We start from the raw sequence: 20551 nt of genomic DNA on the forward strand, positions 1-20551 counted from the left end.
TTTTGCCCAAGCCCTTCCATGAAAACGGACTCTAAAAAACAGCTTGAAGATAAGCTATTTTCCAAATAAAGCGGAAAAATAAATTACTTTGTTTTTCAGCTGGATAGCATTATATAAAAGAGAAAACTGTAAATAGTAAAAAATGATAAATACAAGGTATCTTATTATCATTATTCTTTTGTGAATGAGGCAAGTGAAAACATAAATAATAAGTGAAAATCCAAATGCAGGGAGTAATATTTTGGAGATTTATCTGATTCGGCATGGAGAGACTGATTGGAATTTTATGGTAAATGGCCGGGGAGGGAACACGTATGAGTGAAAGGAAAAAGAGCAACCTTATTCCAATAATTCACCGCCTTGTAACAGATGAAAACGGTGAAAATTATTGGTTTAACGGTTGTGCAAAGTATGTAATGGAGTGCCTTGGTGAAAAGGATTATGACTATTGGTTTTTTGCAGGAATCACCGGCGATCTGTTTACGCAGCATTTTGCCCGCAATATATCAAAGTATGATGCAGTTTCTACGTATCGGCGCAAAGAGAATTCAGCAGAATTTATAGAAGAACTTTTTAAAAAATGCGGGTATGACGCGACATATGTTTCCAATCAGGAACTGCGGAACAATAGGGAGTTGTATCTTGACCGCCTGATTTCCTATATTGACCAGTCAGTTCCAGTCATTGCCGGACGGCGGGACAGTGTATTTGTGGGATATGAAGATTATGGAAAGACATTGCTTTATATTACGGGCAATAGCGCCATACCGGAAAGTATTTTACTGGAAAAGGAAATCTACGAAGAAGCAGACGAGATGGAGGGCTGGACGTTTGTAGGAGCGAAAAAAACGAACCGTCCGCTTGTGGAAATTTATCGCGAAGCAGTTATCGAAATACCGCAGAACATGTGCGTGAATACTGAAAGCTATTGTTTTGGGCCGGATGCTTTTTCAGAATGGGCAAAAGACATTGAAAGCGGCAGGTTTGACGTGATGAAAGCGGAAGAATTTGATACTTGGGCACATTATACGAATTATGTGTGCGTACTTGCAACGAACGGCTGCTGTTGTCATAATTTTTTAAAGAGGGCGCAGAAACTGAACCCGGATTTTGGATTTTTAGAGGAGATCAGCGCAAAGTATCACAGAATGGCTGAAATCTGGGGAGGTGAAGGAAGCCAAAATGAAGCTGACAGCCTGGAAGCCCTTGGCGGCGGTTTTAACATAACGCTTAAAACTCTTCAGGACCAGGAACAGCGGAAAAAAATTGCTGCTAAAATTCGTGAGTGCGCGGAGGTGGCGGAAGATATCTTAAGAGTATGGAAATCGGGACTGGAAGGGATAAAAGATGCAAGACACTGAGCCAGATAATGCCTGCTGTGGGGTGGTTTTGTTTGCCATTGACGGGGAATATCGCATGAAGGAGGCCCCCTGACAGCGCCTCCGCAGTGAAGCATTCCATGATAGCAGGCAGGAAGAAAGTTCATTTTTTGGACTTTCATCCTGCCTTCTTTGTCATTTTTCCCCATTGCTTTCCAGGCTGATGATGAGCGTTGCAGTCAGTCGGCCGGATGGAGATTTTGAATAGGACAGGGAGCCGATCTCAGGGTAATGCATCTGGAGCCTTTCATTTACATTCCGAATTCCAAAGCCATTGCTGACAGCAAGGTCGGTCTCTTCGTAATTTAGATAGGCGTTGAGTTTCTGCGGATCAGCGCCAATACCGTCATCCACAACGGAGATAGAAAGCAGGTTGGAACGGAGGGCGATTTCAATTTCTATGTGAAGGCAGGACTTGTCCGGATTATGTAAAACTGCATTTTCTACGAGAGGTTGCAGTGTGAATTTGGGGATCTTTATATCCGCTGGATTTAAATCGTTTTTGCTGCTTATCGTTAAATATATTTTTGTGGGACGTTCCAGCTGAAAGATGCGTATGAATTCCTGAATATTGTCCAATTCACTGGGTAAGGCTACCAGGGCGTCCGGATGTGAGATGCTGTAATGCATCATATTGGAAATGGAAGAGACAACGTCAGCAATCGCATCTTCACGTTTGGATAACGCCATCCAGCTGACCACATCCAGTGCATTGTACAGAAAATGTGGATTGATCTGGGCCTGCAAAGCATGCAGGACGGCGGCTCTTTTCGCTTTGTTTTCTTCATCAATGCGTGCAATCAGGGAATTTTCACGGCTTATCAGATTTTGGAAGCTGTTACATAACCTGACAAGTTCGGCGTCCTTATAATGCGTCAGTAATTCAGGATTGAAAGTTCTGGTATCTTCAATTTTGGATAATAAGTCTGCAAAAGAGATGATAGGGGCGGTGATTTTGCGCGACAGTACATACAGGATTAAAATCAAAACCACAAATGTTATGAGGGAAAAGGCAATATAAGGGCGCAGAGAACTGCGGATGACAGTTTCAATATCGGAATACGGAGTCAGAAAAGTGAGGTATAGATTATTTTTCACAGAAGCGGTATTCACAAGATATTTATGGCCGTCAAGGAGGAGCTCTGAAGACTGGCTGGAAAAAAGCGTGACAGCATCTGCCGGAACTGTGGAACCATGTTGATAGAGGATTTCGTGGTATTCATTCATCAGGATAATGCTACTGTTTGGGGTGATGGATTTCATCATCAGCTTTTCCAGAATAGAAGCGGTCGGAATGCTGATGACAACCAGTCCGATCCCCTCGGCAGAAGGCGGATATAGGTAATAGCTCTGCGCACATTTGGCAAAGCAGATTTCATTTGTGCTCTCGTTCAGGAAAAAATAGGGGGAATATTTATGAGAGGCTGCGCGCTGATACCATTTTTCCTCCTTTACTTTTGTATCGGCATAAATCTGGATCGATTTCAGGGAAACATCCTTCGACAGGGAGGCGGAATCGCAGTAGGCGGAGAGCGGAATATTCTTGTTCAGATATAGGATCAGCCGTCCATCCAGGTTTGAAGTAAAAACCAGCAGTTTTAAGTATTTATTAAACTCTTTTTTCAGAGCTTCTCTTGCACGAAACATGTCGAGGTAGTCCGAACTGCTGGTATTAAGGGCACTCCCGATTTCATGATTGTCAACGAGCTGGAAAGGAATCAGGTTAAAGGAGTCAATATAGTTTGTAAATACTGTTTCGTTAAAATCCAGTATATATTGCTGCTTTTCCTGAATTTCATTCCTTAGCAGAGAACGAAAGGTAACATAAATGAGGCAATAGGAGAGCAGGAGGATTGCGGAAATGGAAAGGCACAGTGTTAAAAACATTTTTTTACGCATATATAAAACCTCGGATTGTTATATTTGGCAGTTACGATATTCTGTCGGATTCATTCCGACTTTCCGGCGGAAAAGAGAAGAAAAATACCCGGCGTCGTCATAGCCGGACAGGTGTGCGATCTCTCTGATGGAATACTGATGAGAGCGCAGGAGCGTTTTCGCATATTCCAACCGCTTTTCCGTGATATAGTTGTTCAGGTTTCTCCCGGAAGACTGTTTGAACAAGGTACTCAGGTAGGAAAGGGAAATATTCATTTCGGAAGCGAGGAAGGAAATTGTAAAATCCGGATCCGTATAATGTTGGTCAATAAACTGTATTGCATAACGATACAGAGCTTCGGTGTTATTTCCCTTTTGCTGATGTATAACATTCAAGACATCGAAATAGGTGCTTTCTACATAATTAGCTTTTAATGCGCAGTTCGGCAGCTCAGAAAACAGCTTCATGGTATGGGCTCGGGAAGTATTCAGCGCATTCGGCGTAAAATGAATATCTTCCAGATAATTGTATAAAAGAGAAAGCAGCTGCATTCCCATGATATCGCAATATTTCCCATTTATGCATTCACGGTACAGAGGAGATTTGAAAAAATCTTCAATTCTGTTGATATCATTATGGCGGAGGGCGGAAGCAATTTCCTGCTGGTAGGAGTTGTCTGTCAGTTCAAGCAATTTGGCCCTGGAGGATTCTCTGGCATGGTACAGTTCCAGCAGAATATTTTCCAGCTCTTCTATTTTTTTTCGTGTGACAGGTTTCAAAATATAATGATTCACATGGTAGCGCATGGCGCCTTTAGCGTATTCAAATTCCCGATAGCCGGATAACAGAATGATGGGGATGCCGGATAAAAGAGGAGACTCATCAATCTGTCTGGCGAGCTCAATTCCATCCATATGCGGCATTTTAATATCGGAAATGATGGCGTCCGGACGGCATTCCTGGATAAATGAAAGCGCTTCTGCGCCATCTGTGACGGTTCCGCAAAGCGTGCCGTGAAATCGTTCCCAGTTCAATTGTTCTTTTAACCCATCTAAAACAAGCTGCTGATCATCCACTAATAAAACCTTAAAGTCCATTTTGTTCCCTCTCTGTGCATTCCGTTATGAGTATCAATTCCAGTAGTTTTCCCTTTCTGCATACATTGTAACAGAACCGGTTGGAGTGTCAACGAAAAGGAGCCGTAGTTAAAAAAATTCAAACTGGGATAAAATTATTCAAATTGAGAACGCGGCAGTTAAAAGTTAGAATAAAAACAGAAAGGAAAGAAAATAAAAATTTTAGATAATCTGGAATGGAGGGATACGATTGGAAAAAAGGAAAGGAAGAAAAGTAAAAGTCAGGGCATCCCATGCTGTGGTTCGGGAAAATATCCAGCTGTATTTATTGATGCTTCCGGTATTTTTACTGATTCTTGTGTTTGCATACGGCCCCATGTTTGGCCTGGTAATTGCATTTCAGGATTACATGCCGGGGTCGCCTTTCTGGGGAGAAGGGGTGGAATGGGTTGGCCTGTACCATTTTAAACGGTTTATTGAAGGAAAGTATTTTGCGCGTTTAATCAGAAATACGCTGGTGTTGAGCGGATTGAATCTGCTGTTTGGGTTTACGGCGCCCATTCTGTTCGCTCTGCTGATTGATCAGATTAAGCGGACAAAGTTTAAGAAGTTTGCGCAGACAGTCAGCTACATGCCGTATTTTATATCCACGGTGGTGGTTGCCGGTATGGTGATATCCTTTATTGATGAAGGAGGGATGATTACGAATTTTCTTTCGGCGGCATTCGGACTGCCGAATAAGAACTGGAGAATTGAGTCGGCGGCTTTCCCGGCCGTTTATACGATCACAAATGTGTGGAAGGGATTCGGGTTTGGAAGCATTCTTTATATTTCTTCCATTACCTCTATTGACCAGAGTCAGTATGAATCGGCAAAAATTGACGGTGCGAACAGATGGCAGCAATGCAGATACATTACACTGCCTGGGATAAAGAATATTATCGCAATCAATCTGATCATGGCCGTTGGCGGAATTCTGGGCACGAACAGCGATTTGATTCTTTTATTGTATTCGCCGGCCACATATGATGTAGCGGATGTGATTGGAACCTATACATACAGAACCGGTATTATTTCCGGTGAATACAGCTATACGGCGGCAGCAGGGCTGTTTATGTCAGCCATCGGTTTTTCCCTGACATTTATTGCGAATAAAATAAGCAATAAAATGACAGGATACGGATTGTGGTAGGAGGACTGTGGGATGAGAAGCAGAAAAAGAAACAGAATCAGAGAAGGAAATCCGGTCGTCACAGGTATTCTCTATTTATTAGTAATTCTGATATGTGCGGTCACGCTTTATCCGATGTATTATGTGCTGATTCTTTCCGTAAGCGCGCCGGAAATTGCGGCAAGAATGGATGTTTACTGGTTCCCGAAAGGATTTTCACTGGATGCATACAGAATGCTGATCGGTGATAAAGAAATGTGGAGAGCTTATCTGAATACAATTCTGTATACGGTGCCGACCACTTTACTGATGCTCGCAACCAGCGTGATGATCGCTTATCCGCTGACATATAAAAGGCTGATGGGAAGAAAATATCTGAATCTGTTCTTACTGATTCCGATGTACTTCAGCGGAGGAATGATTCCCGCGTTTCTGCTCATTACAAAACTCGGCCTGTATGCAAACCCGCTGTCCCAGATTATACCGGCCTGTTTTTCCATCTGGAATATTATTCTTATGAAAGCGTTCTTTTCCAGCATTCCTGAAGGGATGAGAGAGGCGGCCAAAATTGACGGCGCGGGCATCCTGCGGATTTTAAAAGATGTTTATCTGCCGCTGTCCAAACCGATCCTGGCAGTGATTTCTGTCTATACGATTGTGGGAACGTGGAACAGCTGGTTTTCAGCGCTGGTCTATTTGCCGCGGACGGACTGGCAGCCGCTGCAGCTTTTCCTGAGAAGGATACTGGTGGAGAGCACACGTCAGGTTACGGAAATTCTCACACCGGAACTGGCGGCTGAGATGATGAGAAAACAGATGTCAGGGGCTCAGTTGAAATATGCCATGATTATATTTACAACATTACCGATACTGTTTACATATCCGTTCTTTCAGAAATATTTTGTAAAGGGTGTTATGCTCGGCTCGCTGAAAGAATGATAATCAACCATGTTAAGCAGCCCAAACAGGCTGAAAATAAAAGAGGAGGATTTACAAAATGAGAAGGAAAATGAAAAGAATGCTGGCGATTGCAATGAGCGTTGTTTTGGCGGCGGGAATGGCAGGATGCGGGCAGAAACCTTCAAAAGAGGTGAAAACGGATAACGGCACTGAAGCGCAGGAAGCGGCAGGAACGGGGGAAGAACTTGAAGTTGTGCGCGTATTCGGAAATAATTACACATTTACGGGAGCGAATGGGAGAACAGTTACCTTAAAGGACTGGGCTGAAGAGGGAAAGAGCAAACGGTGGCAGAAGCTGACAGAGGATCTTGCCGAAAGAGGAATCAAACTGGAGCTGGATCTGATTGAATCTGACCAGTTTGAAACAACCTGCCAGACAATGGCTGCCAGCGGTGAGTTTTCAAATTATGATTTGATTCAGATCACGCCGCTCGATGACAAGACAAAGATTAATCTGGTGAGGCAGGGACAGCTTCAGCCCATCAGCGACATTTGGGAACAGCATTCCGAAGGGCCTGCAAAGGAGTTTTTTGAGAGCGATGCCGGCAAATATTTTTATAACCATTTGAAGCTGGAAGACGAAAAATGTTATTGGATTTCTGACTTTGGATCTTCCACTTACAAAGGAGAAATGGAAACAAACTTCGCGCTTGGATTTTCCATCAGGCAGGACTGGCTGGATGCGATCGGCAGAGAAATTCCGAAAACAACAGAGGAGCTTTATGAGGATCTTATGGAGTTCCAGAAACAGGATGTGAACAAAAGCGGTGCGGCGGATGAATTTATCTGTGTCTGGTTCGATAATTTTTCCACGGACATCGCACAGTGGTTTGGCCTGGGAACCGGCCTGACATTTATCAACACCCAGGACAATAATACAGTAACATCTCCCTGGTATCAGGAACATGTAAAAGAATATATCACATATATGCAGAAATTATATGCGGCAGGCGTATTAAAAATGTCCGGGAATGAATTCAATACTTATCTGGCAAACAATCAGGTTGCAGGGATTGCGGACTGGACAACCATGACCTGGATGGAAGCCACAATCAGCCTGCCTGAGGGCGCGGCGTATCCCTGGTATGTGCCTTTCAGAGCGCAGGCGGTAGAAGGACAGGTTCCGCTTTTCAGAGGGCCTAATGTCTATAATCCCGGATTCCGGGCATATGCTGTGCCTGCAAGCAGCGACAAACAGGATGCGGTTGGAAAACTGCTGGATTACCTGGTATCGGACGAGTGCATTCTTTTAACGGAGTACGGCATTGAAGGCGTCAGCTATGAAATGGTAGACGGACAATACAGCAATATTATCGATGCATCTCTGGAAAATACGGATGCGACTGGCATCGCTCTATGGACAAACGGAGGTATTTTCCCCCGCTTTGAATTAAACAAGGACGTCAATGGAGAGATGGTGACCTCCACGCAGATCGCAAAAGAAAAAGGTGTTAAAAACAATGCATCCGGTAAAGAAGATTATAATATTGACTGCTTCAATGATCCCACACACCGGCTGTTCCATGACGAAACGGCATATGCAGTTCCTACGCTGGATGAAATCAGTAAAATCAGTGAGATCAGCAGTGATCTGAGCACATATTCTTCTGAACTGCTCACAAAGCTGATTATGGGTGAAAAGAGCCTGGATGACTGGGATGCCTATATTCAGGATCTGAAGGATCTGGGACTGGATGAGCTGATTGCAATTAACCAGGGAAGATACGACAGAGCGATGAAATAAGGAGCACAGGGAATGGAAGAACAAAATTCTAACGTGAACCTGCTTCCGGAAACGGGAGCGGATACCGGCAATTACTGGTGCACATGGGATACACAATATCGCATGAATACGGTGGAAGACGGAAAAAATACGTTAAATCTGCGGGATATTCTGGATGAATCATTTTTGTTTGGCAGACGGGGGCTTCTGAACGGTTATTTTGAGCATATCAGAAAAGATATTTATGTGCTGCTGGATGACGGTTGGGATGTGCCCCGCCACATCCCCGGAAATGGAGAGATAAGCGCTTTTGGGAGCCTTATTTTGAATGAAGAAAGATTTCCTGGCTTTCCCGGAGAGCCGCAGGAACGCCTGCGTAAAATGAAAGAAAGAATAACGCAGCTGGGATACAGAGGACTTGGACTGTGGATTTGTGCGAATGCCGCCGGAGAGGCGTCGAAAGAGCCGTATTCTATGGAACAGTCAAGAGAGTACTGGAAAGAAAAGGCTCTCTGGTGTCAGGAGGCAGGCGTCTCATACTGGAAGGTTGACTGGGGATATCATGCGGGTGACAGCGCCTACAGGGATATGATGACTGAAGTTGTAAAACAATATGCGCCGGGAGTCAGGATTGAACATGCAATCTGCCGCGGACCCATGGATGAAAAGGAAACGGAGTCGTCTGTGTTGACAAAAGTGCTGGAAAGCAGTGATTTTTTCAGAACCTATGATGTGACACGGGAGTTTAATTACAGCACGGCGATCAGAAGGGCCTGGGAGGCGCTTCGGCTTACCGTAAATGGCCGGCACGGATGCGAGTGTATCGTGAATGTTGAAGATGCGCCGTATCTGGCGGCGGGACTGGGATGCTCCATGGGAATTATGCGCCATCCGGCATGGGGCGGTACAAAAACTGATGTTTTGGACTTTGGGCGAAAATACAACGAAGTGGAAAGAGCTGTCTGCTGGCAGCGAATAGCGCCGCCGTTTGGGACAGGGGAAAGCAGAAATCGGGCAACCGTGAAAATGCTGAGAGACTGGACAACGTCCATAGACGGACCGGACGGAGAAGGATGGCTTTCCCATGTTTTTGATGATTGTGAGGAAATCGAGGAGTTTGCTCCCTGGATGATTACAAGGGATATGGATTTCCCTGCAGTCACATCAGACGGAAAAGAAATGCCCTTCCTTGTCTGCAGCAAACATCCCCAAACCGGGGCGGTAAGCATCGCTTTTCTGCCGAGGACATTGGGGGAAAGGAAACATTACACACCGAGAGCAAAGGTAGCTTTTGATTTGAAGGCTTTTACAGAGCCGATTGGAGTTTTAGGGGAATTTGATACGCTGACCCTGTCTTTTCAGGAAGAACTGCAGGGCAGAATTTACTTGCAGGACCTGTGCAGGGATCGTGCCCATGATATCACGGAGATGCTTGCGCAAAATAAACGTAAGCTGGTGCTGGACTTTGATAAAATACAGGGCAAAGGATGGCTGGATAATGATTGCGGGGATGTTTCAGCGCCGGGATTTATGATTTGTCAGTTGGGATAGAAGGTTCTGAAAAGGGAAGTGAAAGGAGCCGGACACCGGCTCCTTTTGCAATTGATTAATTTGTTACGGTTCAGCCTTCAGTTGAACTAACGAACGATGCACCGGCTAAAAAACGGCGTACCCATAATAGCTTTTTGATATTCACAAAACTTTTGAATATTGATTCAGCCGAAAGCTGAACTGTAACAAAATATCCATGAAAATACAATCTAACGCTTGACAGTTAAAAGAAAAGCCGATAAAATAATCCATGTTGCAAATAAAATATTATATGCGGCAGGCCCAGATAGCTCAGTTGGTAGAGCAGAGGACTGAAAATCCTCGTGTCACTGGTTCGATTCCGGTTCTGGGCAGTTACAGTGGTAATTACTGATATATGTGGTAATTACCTTTTTTTTGTATAGAAAAACAGTGATTTGGGGGGATTGAATTATGGCGCTGGTTAAATGTCCTGAATGCGGCAGGGAAAGAGTATCGGATACGGCCGAAGCATGTCCTGACTGCGGATATAATGTAAGAGCACATTATGAAAGAGTAAAAGAAGAAAACGAAAAGAGGCTGGAAGAAGAGGAAAGTGTTCTAAGTGCAGAAAGAGAATCAGAGGAAGAAAAAACATTAGAGGAGGAAACAGCTTCAAAAGAAGAAAGAATATCAGAGAGACAAAATGAACGGATGGAGAGCGGAAGATACTTAGAAAATGGTATGCAAATACAGCAAAAAGATATAATTCTCATGTCAGTCTTGGGTATCAGATGTGAAAATTGTGGAAATTGATGGCTTGTAGGAGTATAATTACAGATAATACTTATGTAGGAGGTATTGGGATATGGCTGATGTTACAGTAAAATTTCTTGGTGAAAATTATTCTTTTCCAGAAGAATTAAAAGATTATGTATCGTATTGTAATGAGTTTGAAAAAATTAACAAGAGATTATCACAAGCCCTTTTGGTTACAATGAATAGACCGACTATTACTGGTGGTGAAACTAGCCAAGCAGGAGAAGTTGAGACAAAATTAAAAGAAGATATGCGTAAAGAGGGTAAAAAAGTCATATCTATGCTTGCTAAATATAATATTTTCGATGTGACCGAAAGCGATTTAGTAGATAATAATAAAGGATATATTTATTATAACGATGTTTATCAGAATATAATGATGCGTGGTTTGCGACTTAATTTAGCAGAAGAACTGCAGAATTTTTTAGATGATTGGGAAGATGCGCAACAATCTGCATATTCACAAGTTACGGGAACAGGAATATCAATGTATTCTAACAGTATGATTGCACATATGACATTGGCGGCATTTGAAACAAGCACAATAAAAAAACAATGTGAGCAAGCCGATAGAGATTATAAAAGAGCAATGGACGCATTATCGGCAAGAGGTACATCGGTAACAGAAAAGAAAAATGCAGAAGTTATGATTAAAACATTTGCAGAAATTGCAAATGCTTTTGGTATGTTCATATCTGAATTGATGGATACCTTTTTAAATAAATTACAACAAAATAACATATTTGATTATTCTAAAACAAAGGAATATGATATAAAGCGTTCATCAGAAATACTTAATAATATGTCTTTAGTTGAAGATAAAAAGAGTGTTTTGATTCAAGCATTTAAAAGTTGCCCTTATAATCCGGATATATATGCAAAGGTTTTAGAAATGGGTTTGTGTGATCTTGATACTTTTAAAACTGCACAATACTACTATCAAGATGAAGTTCTTACAGAAGTGCTTGATGATTATGTAAAAAAGAATCTGAAAAACACAGAAAAAGTAACAGTGCCAATATCAATTCTTGCTACATATCGTGGAACTGATGAAATTGGAATATGGAAAAAGATATATGAAGGTACATTAGAAAATATCGAGGGTTCATACAAGATAATCAATACCGCTTTATCAGATAAGAAAAAACTTGACAGATTCATTAGAGATAATATCAGTAGTTCGATGAAGGAAGTTGTGAAAAAATCGAGAGAAGATGTTATCAAGAACATTGATAAAAAGATGTTAGCATTGGTTTCTGAAAAACAATATGATGAATTTGTTGGAATGGGTATTCTTTCGCCGGAAATCATTAGAATGTCAGGAAGTTCTGCAACTACTTTAAATGATATAAATGGTGAAATCAGAAATGCTTTAACTGATTGTGTTATGGAATATATTGAAGAAGCAAAGAAACGTTATGATGCTTATGATAAAGCAATGGATATATATGAGAAGGAATTAAAGCAGAAATATGACGAATTAAATGTTTTAAGGTCTGAAAAGAATAGTTTGGGATTATTTGCATTTTCAAAGAAAAAAGAAATGACTGCAACTATTGATGCTAAAGTAAATGAAATTTCAGAGTTTAAAAGAACACATGAGCCGAAAGATTTATTAGCACAGTTTGAAGCGATGTATAGATAATTAAAATAAAAAAGGATTACGGATAACACCGTAGTCCTTTTTTATTGTGTTTTCAAGAAATTACCATAATTTAAAGTATCAGAAAAACACAAAATATGTAGTATTCTTTCACTATATGCCGTATAATAGCTTCATCTGATAAGTTAATGGCATGCGCTTCAGGGCGTTAAAGCGTGCCGCCCAATTTAAGGAAAGGAAGTGTTTTTATGTTCATGTAACATTTGATGTTCCGTATGAGGAAATCTCAGAATATCCGACACCTGCAAAAGCAATGGAGGCAATTTCCAGGTATTGTGAAGCAAGCGGGGAATCCTGCGTATTTACGGGGGATGATGAAGTCGAAATAGCTGGAAGAAAGTATGAAGTATGCAGAGGAGCCAATCCCCTTAATCTGGGTTACGGCATTATATGCAGGGAAAAATAATATCTGGCCAGATAAAGCTGATTCATTGCAGCCCTATTGGTAAAGAAGCAGGAACATTTTTATGGAATGACAGCAGTTATCAGGCCTGTGGGAAATGGCACGTTTGCAAATGATAATAAGTAATTGAATTTTATGAGGGGGAATTTGCTGTGGAAAATATGATGGAGAAGGTGTGCCCTAATTGCGGTGAAAAATTACCTGGTGATTCATCTTTTTGCATGAAATGCGGAACAAAAATCGAGGGGGATGGACCGGGTACAGAGCAAGAGCAGCCAGCCCAGGCGCCTGGTTTCTGGCAGAAAAATAAAAAGAAAATTATAATTGCAGCGGCGGCGGTTGCAGTAGTAGTTCTGGTTTTTGTTATTGTGAATGCGGTACAGGCGTCAAACCTGAAAAAAGAGCTGGAGCGTGGCTGGTGCAAGGTTGAAGGTGAAGAAGGGGCGTATATTCTATGTGTATTAGATTTTTCAGAGGATGAAATCGAGTACCGGCTGGAAACAGGATACGCATGGATGGATACGACTGTGGCTACATACGATTATAAAGTTATAAGCGGTAATAAAATTAAAGTATTGCGTTATGGAGATGATTGGGAAACCATCAGGGTTGAACTCAGTGATGATAAAAAAGCAATGATAGTATCCCCTGCCCTTACAAGTACGGATAATGAAGAAATCTGGGTAAATATAGATTAGAGGGATAATGTATTTTGAAGAAAATGAGATACTGTGATCCCGGATGACATTGCTTTTACCTGATTACCATATAATACGGAGGAATAAAAAATGGCGCTTATGAACTGCCCGGAATGCGGGAAAGAAATTTCTGATCAGGTGAATAACTGCCCACACTGCGGTTTCCCTGTCAATAATAAGAAGGATGAAGGAAGCAATAAAAAGAAAAAGGTAATACCTGTTGTCATTGCGGCAATAGTTCTGCTGCTGATTCTGGCTGCTTTTTTCATCTATAAATTTGTATATAAGGGAAGCTTTCAGATTTCACAAGGCAAGGATACCATTGAATTGGGAACGGATGTGGATTTGATAAAATATCTGGAGTATAGTCCGGAAGATATTATTGATGTCACCATAGTTGATGACGGCGGCTTTGACTGTAATGCGGCCGGTGATTATCAGGTGCTTTTCAATGTAAAAAATAAAAGAGGCAATATTAAGCAGGTTCAATATGATTTTCATGTGACGGACACAGTGCCCCCGGAGCTGACGGTGCTTAAGGATACCGTATATGTGGCAAAGGGAAGCTCATATCAGCCGGAAAGCAATGCGGAGGCTGCTGACGCAGACAGCTGTACCGTGGAAGTCAGCGGCGATTACGATTTGAATGCGGAAGGGACCTATGAAATTGTTTTTACCGCAAAAGACGGCAGCGGAAATCAATCAGAGAAGAAAAGCATGACATTAATCGTGGAAAACAGGGATGACTGTCTTTTCAGAAATGCCAAACTGGGCGACAGTGCGGAGGTGATACAGCGTTACGAAACAGGAGAGCTTTTTACAAAGCAGGATGAGGATAATGGGGAAAGCCTGATCATTTATGAAGATACCGTGGAGGGCGAGGATGCCTATATCTACTACCAGATGAATGATAAGGATCAGCTGTGCTGTATAACGGTTATTTTTATGCAGCCTCATACAGATTATGATATTTACATAAACAAGTTTGATTCCATTACGGAAAAACTGACGCTTGATTACGGAGAACCTAAGAAAGAAAAGGGTAAGGGAAGGCTGTATGGCTACTGTAGTTCCGAGGGTGAGGCCCTGAGCATCGGGGAGGTAAAATTCAGAAATCTATGGAGCAGCGATGATGTGGACATTGTTCTGTATCTGGGGAGCGACAATTACGAAATAAGCTTTGCCATGATCTATGATTCCAATACCCTCGATCATCCGGAAGGGACAGGGCTGAATTAATCAAGGGACGGCAGAAGGCAGGCAGCAGGCCTGCCTTCTTAGTTTTTTTACACTTATCCTAAGCTGCATAATGGTTCCGTCCCTTCACAGCTGCCGGAGGGCGGACACATCTGAAAAAAATATTTTTTAGAGTTGACAATTAAATTATCGCATGGTAATATATAACTCGTTCGAAACACAATTCATACAAAATGCTTTGGCTGCAGGTTTGATTGGGTTTTGGCATCTCGCGGGAAGCGCTGTTGGCGGTGAACGCCGGGCGTGGAACGCTTTACATATATGCGGGTGTAGTTCAATGGTAGAACACCAGCCTTCCAAGCTGGATACGTGGGTTCGATTCCCATCACCCGCTTGCGGATGAATTATCCGTAAGCAGGTTAATTCCTGTACTCAGGTGACTGATTTCCAGAAAGAAGCAGTCACTGCTATATCAAATGCGATAGTGGCGTAGTTGGTAACGCGCGACCTTGCCAAGGTCGAGACCGCGGGTTCGAGCCCCGTCTATCGCTCTCACAGAATCAGGAAAACAGCGGTTTCCGGAAAATCCGGGCCGCTGTTTTTAGTTAAAAAATTTTCTGCTCTTTCATTTCACTCTTTTCCCATTCACTTTTCAAAGCAGCTTCCGTTTCCTGTCCAGGGTATACGCCTGATAAACAAGCAGAACCACCAGCCCGGCCTTTCCCAGTAAATGGACGCTCGTCACTGCAAAGCCCAAATCCGTCATGTTTCTGAGAGAGATTATGAAGCCCTGTGCAATTTCAATGAACGACACGGCGGCAGTCACATAGATAATGACAGGAGATAGCTTTTCCCCGCGTCTGCTGAAAAATACAAGGATACATATCGCAGATAATACGGGAATAAACAGATCCAGCCAGCCGGACAGGCCCATATGGCCGTTCTGTTTTATTGTCATATCCATGAGAACCGCAAGGAACGTCAATGATGAAACGATATAATTCGTACACATGACAGCGCCTGTTTTTGCAGCAGATAAACTGTTCCGGGCCGAAAAAACAAGCCCGGCCGCCAGGGCACACAGATTTATGAGATACCCAACCGCAGTAATAACGTTTATCGCCGTTATTTTCCCGGCTGGAGTTCCTTTCAGGGCCTGTGCAGGATAAAAAGAATACAGGCTGAACACAAGCATTAATAAGTATGCGGCTGAGGCGACTGCATAAAGTATTGTCTGAATCATATTTGACACTGGAGCAGACAGAACGGGATCCCTTTCAATACTTTTCTTCAGTTCCTCCCCGGACAGAAGCTCGTCTACGGAAACCTCCAGAATCTGTGCAATTTTTTTCGCTGTCAGAAGATCCGGAAAACGGGCACCGCATTCCCATCTGGAGACAGCCTGTCTCGTTACGTACAGCTGATCCGCCATAGTCTGCTGTGTCATTCCCTTTTCTTCACGGAGCTTCTTAACCTTTTCACCAAATTCCACCATCACATATACACTCCTTTTTATTTTTTTTGCCGGCCTGCTTTTATTATAGGAGCCTGAGGCATAGAAGGAAAGAAACACCTGGAACGGGGATGTAAACAGAATGGTAACAGCCCTAATCCATATCAATTCCCGGCAAATCCCACCTGAAATGGCTTGCCAGAATGCGGATTGCCACAACCAGCAGCGCGCTGCCTATCATGGCGGAGTCCGAACGGGTTACCTGAAGCAGAACTACATACAGGCAGGCTCCGGCAATGGAAGCGCAGGCATAAATATGCTTTTTTAAAACATATGGCGTTTCCCCGGCCATGATATCACGCAGGATTCCTCCGCCGATTCCCGTAATTACCCCAAGAAAAATAATCAGGAAATGATAGTCGCCATATCCGGCTTCCACGCCGGTGTCAATGCCAATTACCGTAAAGGCCCCAAGGCCGATGGCATCGAGGATATTCATAATTTTTTCGTAGCCCTCAATATAACGGCTGCCAAGCAGGAAAGGCCAACAGCGGAACAGCAGAAAAAGAACGAGCACGGTAAGAAACGCCGCCAGCACATAAACCGGGTTGCGGAACATATTGGGCGGGATATTTCCGATCATCAGGTCGCGGAGCATACCTCCGCCCACCGCCGTAATGACGCCCAGGACAATAATCCCGAACAAATCCAGCCGCTTCCGTACCGCCACCATGGCGCCGGAGGAGGCAAAGGCAATCGTACCTATAATTTCTACAATAAATATAATATTTGGCTGCAGCTGCATAATCATTCGTACCTTTCAGGGATTTTAAACGTTCTAATAATAGCATGAAATTACCCCGGGCTCAATTCCCTTTTATAAATATGGAATTATAAATATAGAAGGTAAATATGGAAGGAAATATGGAAATATGGAAAAACTCTTGACTTTGAGTGCACTCCAGGGAATATGCTGTTTATGGGAAAGTATGGATGCAGATAGGAAAGGGGAAAAGGAATCAGATCGTTGCCAATATCCGATGTTTTCGCGGGGTATCTATGGACAGGCAGATGCTGTTACAGGGCGGCGGGACAGCCTGAGGTACAAATCGCCATATCTGAGAATCATATCTTTTTAAAAGCTATAGAAAATGTGTTCGGAATCATTTATAATAATACCATGTGGTTCATTTCCACAGTCGGACTTTAGTGTATTACAACAAAAAGGAGTGTAGCAAATGGAAAAGAGAAAACTGGAAAAACTGGGGATTGAAACATCGCTGCTGGGGTTTGGATGCATGCGTTTTCCCACACTGCCCGATGGGAAAATAGATGAAGCGGAGGCTGAAAGAATGCTGGATAAAGCCATTGCCTCCGGCGTAAACTATATTGACACCGCTTATCCGTACCATAACGGGGAAAGCGAACCCCTGGTGGGCAAGGTGCTGAAAAAGTATGACAGAAGCTCCTTCTTCCTGGCAACCAAGCTGCCGCTGTGGGCCGTTAACAGCGTAGACGATGCCAAGCGTATTTTTGAAGAACAGCTGCAGAGGCTTCAGACAGATTATATTGATTTTTACCTGCTTCATGCGGTAAATAAGGAAAAATGGGATGCCATGAAGGAACTGGGCGTTGTGGAGTACTGCGCCAAGCTGAAGGAAGAGGGAAAAATCAGATATTACGGCTTTTCCTTCCACGATGACTATGAGGTATTTGACGAAATCCTCCATTACCGTGACTGGGATTTCTGTCAGATTCAGTATAACTATATGGATACTCAGGAACAGGCTGGGGATAAGGGCTATGCGCTGGCAGAAAGCCTGGGCGTGCCGCTTGTAATCATGGAACCCATTAAGGGCGGAAGCCTTGCCAACTTCTCCGAAGACATCAACGACAGATTCCATAAGATGGATCCCGACAGAAGCGTTGCTTCTTATGCGCTTCGCTGGGTGGGAAGCCATCCCAATGTAAAGGTTATTCTGAGCGGAATGTCCACTATGGAACAGGTGGAAGACAACCTGAAGACCTTCCAGGATTTCAGCCCTTTAAGCGAAGCGGAAGAGAAAGAAATCGAGAGCATCGTGACGGAGCTGCGTTCCCGCGTTCAGAATGGCTGCACCGGATGCCGCTACTGCATGCCGTGTCCTGCAGGCGTCAACATTCCGGGCAACTTCAAGGTTTGGAACAATTATCACATGTACCGTACATATGATCATGTAAAATGGTCCTGGGAAAAAGAACTGAAAGAAGAAGAAAAAGCAAAGAACTGCATTAAGTGCGGCAAATGCGAGACACTTTGCCCTCAGAAGCTTTCTATCAGAGATAATCTGGTACAGGTGCAGAAGGATCTGGATGAAAGAATCTTCAAGTAAAACAGACTATGGAAAAAGCATATAAGCTGGAATTTATCAATGAACAGACAGGAACGCTGGCTGTAAACTGCTGCGGCTGCTCCAAAACGGAGCCGCTGCACAGCTTCGGCCCGGCGCTTAAGCCCCATTATATGATTCACTATGTTCTGAGCGGAAAGGGAATTTTCCGGATAGGCGGAAGAGAGTACCCGCTGGAGGCGGGGAGCGGCTTCCTCATTACACCCGGAGAGCTGGCCTTTTACCAGTCGGATGAAAGAGAGCCCTGGACCTACGTTTGGGTGGGCTTTTCCGGAAGCGGCGCCGGGAACTTCGTGAACTATATGGGGCTTTCAGTGCATCATCCGGTTTTTCATTCCGAACGTTCGGACGAGCTTTACGGAAGCGTGAGGGATATGATGGAGCACAACACCTTCGGCCTTACAAATGAGCTGCGGCGCAACGGCCAGCTCCAGATTTTTCTGTCCCTTATTGCGGAAAATGCCAGACCGCAGGACAAGGCGGAAGAGGATAAGGCGAACCAGTATGTGATAAGGGCGGTGGAATTCATCCAGCGCAACTACTGCAATCCGGTGAAGGTTACGGATGTGGCGGATTATGTATGCATCAACAGGAGCTATCTGTATACCCTGTTTGAAAATTCCATGGGGATGTCGCCCCAGCAGTTTCTGACTACCTACCGGATTACCAAGGCGGCGGAACTGCTTGCCGTGACGGCGCTTCCCGTGGAGAGCATCGCGCTTTCCTGTGGCTATAATGACCCTCTGGTTTTTACAAAGGCATTTAAACAGATGAAAGGAATGTCTCCCTCCAGCTACCGGCGGGAGATGCAGAATAAGGAAAGCCGCAGAAATAAAGAATACTTAAGACAGGTGGAAGATTTCATCAGCCAGGTCAATAAATTAAACAGTTAACATTTTGACAGGTACTTGCAACAAATATCACTTTGCCGGTATCTGTCTTTTGTTATATGATAAATTCAGGTGAAAGCGGTTGCACATTTTGCGGCCATAACGAAACGATACATAGCCATAAAGAAAAGGAGAAGGAGCATGAAAGAAAAAATTCTGCAGAAATTTGGGGAAGTTTTTGGGGATACCACAGGAGCGAGAACCTACTTTGCCCCGGGACGCGTGAATCTCATCGGGGAGCATACGGACTATAACGGCGGACATGTTTTTCCCTGTGCGCTGACTATCGGAACCTATGGCGTGGCAAGGCAGAGAGCCGACAGGAAGCTGCGTTTTTATTCTATGAATTTTGAACATCTGGGAGTGATTGAAAGCAGCCTGGACGGCTTAAAACCTGAGAAGGAAGCTGACTGGACCAATTATCCCAAGGGAGTTATGTGGGCGTTTGAAAAGAGAGGCTTTGAGATCCCTTATGGAATGGATCTGCTTCTGTTCGGCAACATTCCCAACGGCTCCGGCCTGTCTTCCTCCGCATCCGTTGAGGTACTGACCGGATTTATTCTCAGGGATATGTTTGGCTTTGACGTGACCAATCAGGATCTGGCGCTTATCGGGCAGTATTCCGAGAACAATTTCAACGGCGTCAACTGCGGAATTATGGATCAGTTCGCTATTGCCATGGGCAAAAAGGATCACGCCATTTTCCTGGATACTGCGGATCTGAGCTTTGAATATGCGCCCATCCATCTGGAAGGCGCCAAGATTGTCATTGCCTGCAGCAATAAGAAGCGCGGCCTGGGAGATTCCAAATATAACGAAAGAAGAAGCGAATGCGAGACAGCTCTGGCTGAGGTTCAGGAGGTTGTGGGAATCAACTCTCTGGGAGACCTCACGGAAGAGCAGTTTGAACAGTATAAATCTGCAATCAAAGACGATGTACGCACAAAACGCGCAAAGCATGCGGTTTATGAAAACCAGCGCACCATCAAGGCTGTTGCCGCTCTGAAGGCGAATGATATCGCACAGTTTGGCCAGCTGATGAATGCTTCCCACGTATCCCTTCGTGATGATTATGAGGTTACCGGCATTGAGCTGGATACCCTGGTGGAAGAAGCCTGGAAGGTGGACGGCGTTATCGGTTCCCGTATGACAGGCGCAGGCTTCGGCGGCTGCACTGTCAGCATCGTTAAGACGGAAGCCATCGACGGCTTCATCGAAAAGGTAGGAGCGGAATATCTGAAGAAAATTGGTTATGCTGCTGATTTCTATGTTGTGGAGATCGGGGACGGACCGAGCTTAATCTAATCAGTACGGGCGGCTGGGTTCCAGGCCGCCCCTCTT

The 20551-nt window shown here is 43.9% G+C and carries 16 protein-coding genes and 3 tRNA genes; 15 read left to right on the forward strand and 4 right to left on the reverse strand.

Annotation, left to right across the window (positions count from 1 at the left end; genetic code table 11):
- The first annotated feature begins 314 nt into the window (after positions 1 to 314).
- Complete coding sequence (locus HMPREF1548_RS17345; RefSeq protein WP_035322692.1) at positions 315 to 1361, forward strand: hypothetical protein; 1047 nt, start codon at positions 315 to 317, stop codon at positions 1359 to 1361.
- A gap of 153 nt (positions 1362 to 1514) precedes the next feature.
- Here the strand turns inward: HMPREF1548_RS17345 and HMPREF1548_RS17350 are convergent, their stop codons facing one another.
- Both HMPREF1548_RS17350 and HMPREF1548_RS17355 read right to left on the reverse strand, forming a co-directional pair.
- Positions 1515 to 3278: a sensor histidine kinase gene (locus HMPREF1548_RS17350; RefSeq protein WP_021637687.1), complete on the reverse strand. Its 1764-nt coding sequence runs from the start codon at positions 3276 to 3278 to the stop codon at positions 1515 to 1517.
- Positions 3279 to 3296: 18 nt separating this feature from the next.
- Positions 3297 to 4355: a response regulator transcription factor gene (locus HMPREF1548_RS17355; RefSeq protein WP_021637688.1), complete on the reverse strand. Its 1059-nt coding sequence runs from the start codon at positions 4353 to 4355 to the stop codon at positions 3297 to 3299.
- A gap of 229 nt (positions 4356 to 4584) precedes the next feature.
- Here HMPREF1548_RS17355 and HMPREF1548_RS17360 point away from each other — a divergent pair, with 229 nt between their 5' ends.
- The 11 genes from HMPREF1548_RS17360 (at position 4585) to HMPREF1548_RS17415 (ending at position 15028) form a co-directional block, all read left to right on the forward strand.
- Positions 4585 to 5526 carry an ABC transporter permease gene (locus HMPREF1548_RS17360; RefSeq protein ID WP_021637690.1) on the forward strand — a complete coding sequence of 314 codons (942 nt, stop codon included), beginning with the start codon at positions 4585 to 4587 and terminating at the stop codon, positions 5524 to 5526.
- A 12-nt stretch (positions 5527 to 5538) separates the two neighbouring features.
- Positions 5539 to 6444 (forward strand): carbohydrate ABC transporter permease, encoded by a 906-nt coding sequence (locus tag HMPREF1548_RS17365; protein WP_021637691.1) that lies wholly within the window; start codon positions 5539 to 5541, stop codon positions 6442 to 6444.
- Between the two features lie 58 nt (positions 6445 to 6502).
- Positions 6503 to 8209: an extracellular solute-binding protein gene (locus HMPREF1548_RS17370; RefSeq protein ID WP_021637692.1), complete on the forward strand. Its 1707-nt coding sequence runs from the start codon at positions 6503 to 6505 to the stop codon at positions 8207 to 8209.
- 12 nt (positions 8210 to 8221) lie between these two features.
- Entirely contained in the window at positions 8222 to 9739 is a 1518-nt protein-coding gene (locus HMPREF1548_RS17375; RefSeq protein ID WP_021637693.1) for an alpha-amylase family protein, read from the forward strand.
- A 280-nt stretch (positions 9740 to 10019) separates the two neighbouring features.
- Positions 10020 to 10092: transfer RNA gene (locus HMPREF1548_RS17380), tRNA-Phe, on the forward strand.
- Between the two features lie 79 nt (positions 10093 to 10171).
- Complete coding sequence (locus HMPREF1548_RS17385) at positions 10172 to 10513, forward strand: hypothetical protein (protein WP_021637694.1); 342 nt, start codon at positions 10172 to 10174, stop codon at positions 10511 to 10513.
- Positions 10514 to 10565: 52 nt separating this feature from the next.
- Entirely contained in the window at positions 10566 to 12161 is a 1596-nt protein-coding gene (locus HMPREF1548_RS17390) for a hypothetical protein (RefSeq protein WP_021637695.1), read from the forward strand.
- Positions 12162 to 12743: 582 nt separating this feature from the next.
- Positions 12744 to 13280 (forward strand): zinc-ribbon domain-containing protein, encoded by a 537-nt coding sequence (locus HMPREF1548_RS17400; protein WP_021637698.1) that lies wholly within the window; start codon positions 12744 to 12746, stop codon positions 13278 to 13280.
- 90 nt (positions 13281 to 13370) lie between these two features.
- Positions 13371 to 14519: an immunoglobulin-like domain-containing protein gene (locus HMPREF1548_RS17405; RefSeq protein ID WP_021637699.1), complete on the forward strand. Its 1149-nt coding sequence runs from the start codon at positions 13371 to 13373 to the stop codon at positions 14517 to 14519.
- A 281-nt stretch (positions 14520 to 14800) separates the two neighbouring features.
- Positions 14801 to 14871 (forward strand) — tRNA-Gly (locus HMPREF1548_RS17410).
- Positions 14872 to 14955: 84 nt separating this feature from the next.
- Positions 14956 to 15028 (forward strand) — tRNA-Gly (locus HMPREF1548_RS17415).
- A 101-nt stretch (positions 15029 to 15129) separates the two neighbouring features.
- Here HMPREF1548_RS17415 and HMPREF1548_RS17420 read toward each other — a convergent pair.
- Positions 15130 to 15972, reverse strand: coding sequence for a helix-turn-helix transcriptional regulator (locus HMPREF1548_RS17420; protein ID WP_276946383.1), 843 nt, complete (start codon positions 15970 to 15972; stop codon positions 15130 to 15132).
- Positions 15973 to 16084: 112 nt separating this feature from the next.
- Positions 16085 to 16741 (reverse strand): trimeric intracellular cation channel family protein, encoded by a 657-nt coding sequence (locus tag HMPREF1548_RS17425; protein WP_021637701.1) that lies wholly within the window; start codon positions 16739 to 16741, stop codon positions 16085 to 16087.
- Between the two features lie 427 nt (positions 16742 to 17168).
- On the opposite strand from HMPREF1548_RS17425, the gene HMPREF1548_RS17430 reads away from it, so the two are divergent.
- The 3 genes from HMPREF1548_RS17430 (at position 17169) to HMPREF1548_RS17440 (ending at position 20515) form a co-directional block, all read left to right on the forward strand.
- The gene (locus HMPREF1548_RS17430) at positions 17169 to 18302 is read left to right on the forward strand and encodes an aldo/keto reductase (RefSeq protein ID WP_021637703.1); all 1134 of its coding nucleotides are present in this window, start codon (positions 17169 to 17171) and stop codon (positions 18300 to 18302) included.
- Positions 18303 to 18310: 8 nt separating this feature from the next.
- Positions 18311 to 19213 carry an AraC family transcriptional regulator gene (locus HMPREF1548_RS17435; protein WP_021637704.1) on the forward strand — a complete coding sequence of 301 codons (903 nt, stop codon included), beginning with the start codon at positions 18311 to 18313 and terminating at the stop codon, positions 19211 to 19213.
- Positions 19214 to 19351: 138 nt separating this feature from the next.
- Positions 19352 to 20515, forward strand: coding sequence for a galactokinase (locus HMPREF1548_RS17440; RefSeq protein ID WP_035322696.1), 1164 nt, complete (start codon positions 19352 to 19354; stop codon positions 20513 to 20515).
- Positions 20516 to 20551: the final 36 nt, after the last annotated feature.

The organism is Clostridium sp. KLE 1755, assembly GCF_000466465.2.
Taxonomy (GTDB): domain Bacteria; phylum Bacillota; class Clostridia; order Lachnospirales; family Lachnospiraceae; genus Eisenbergiella; species Eisenbergiella porci.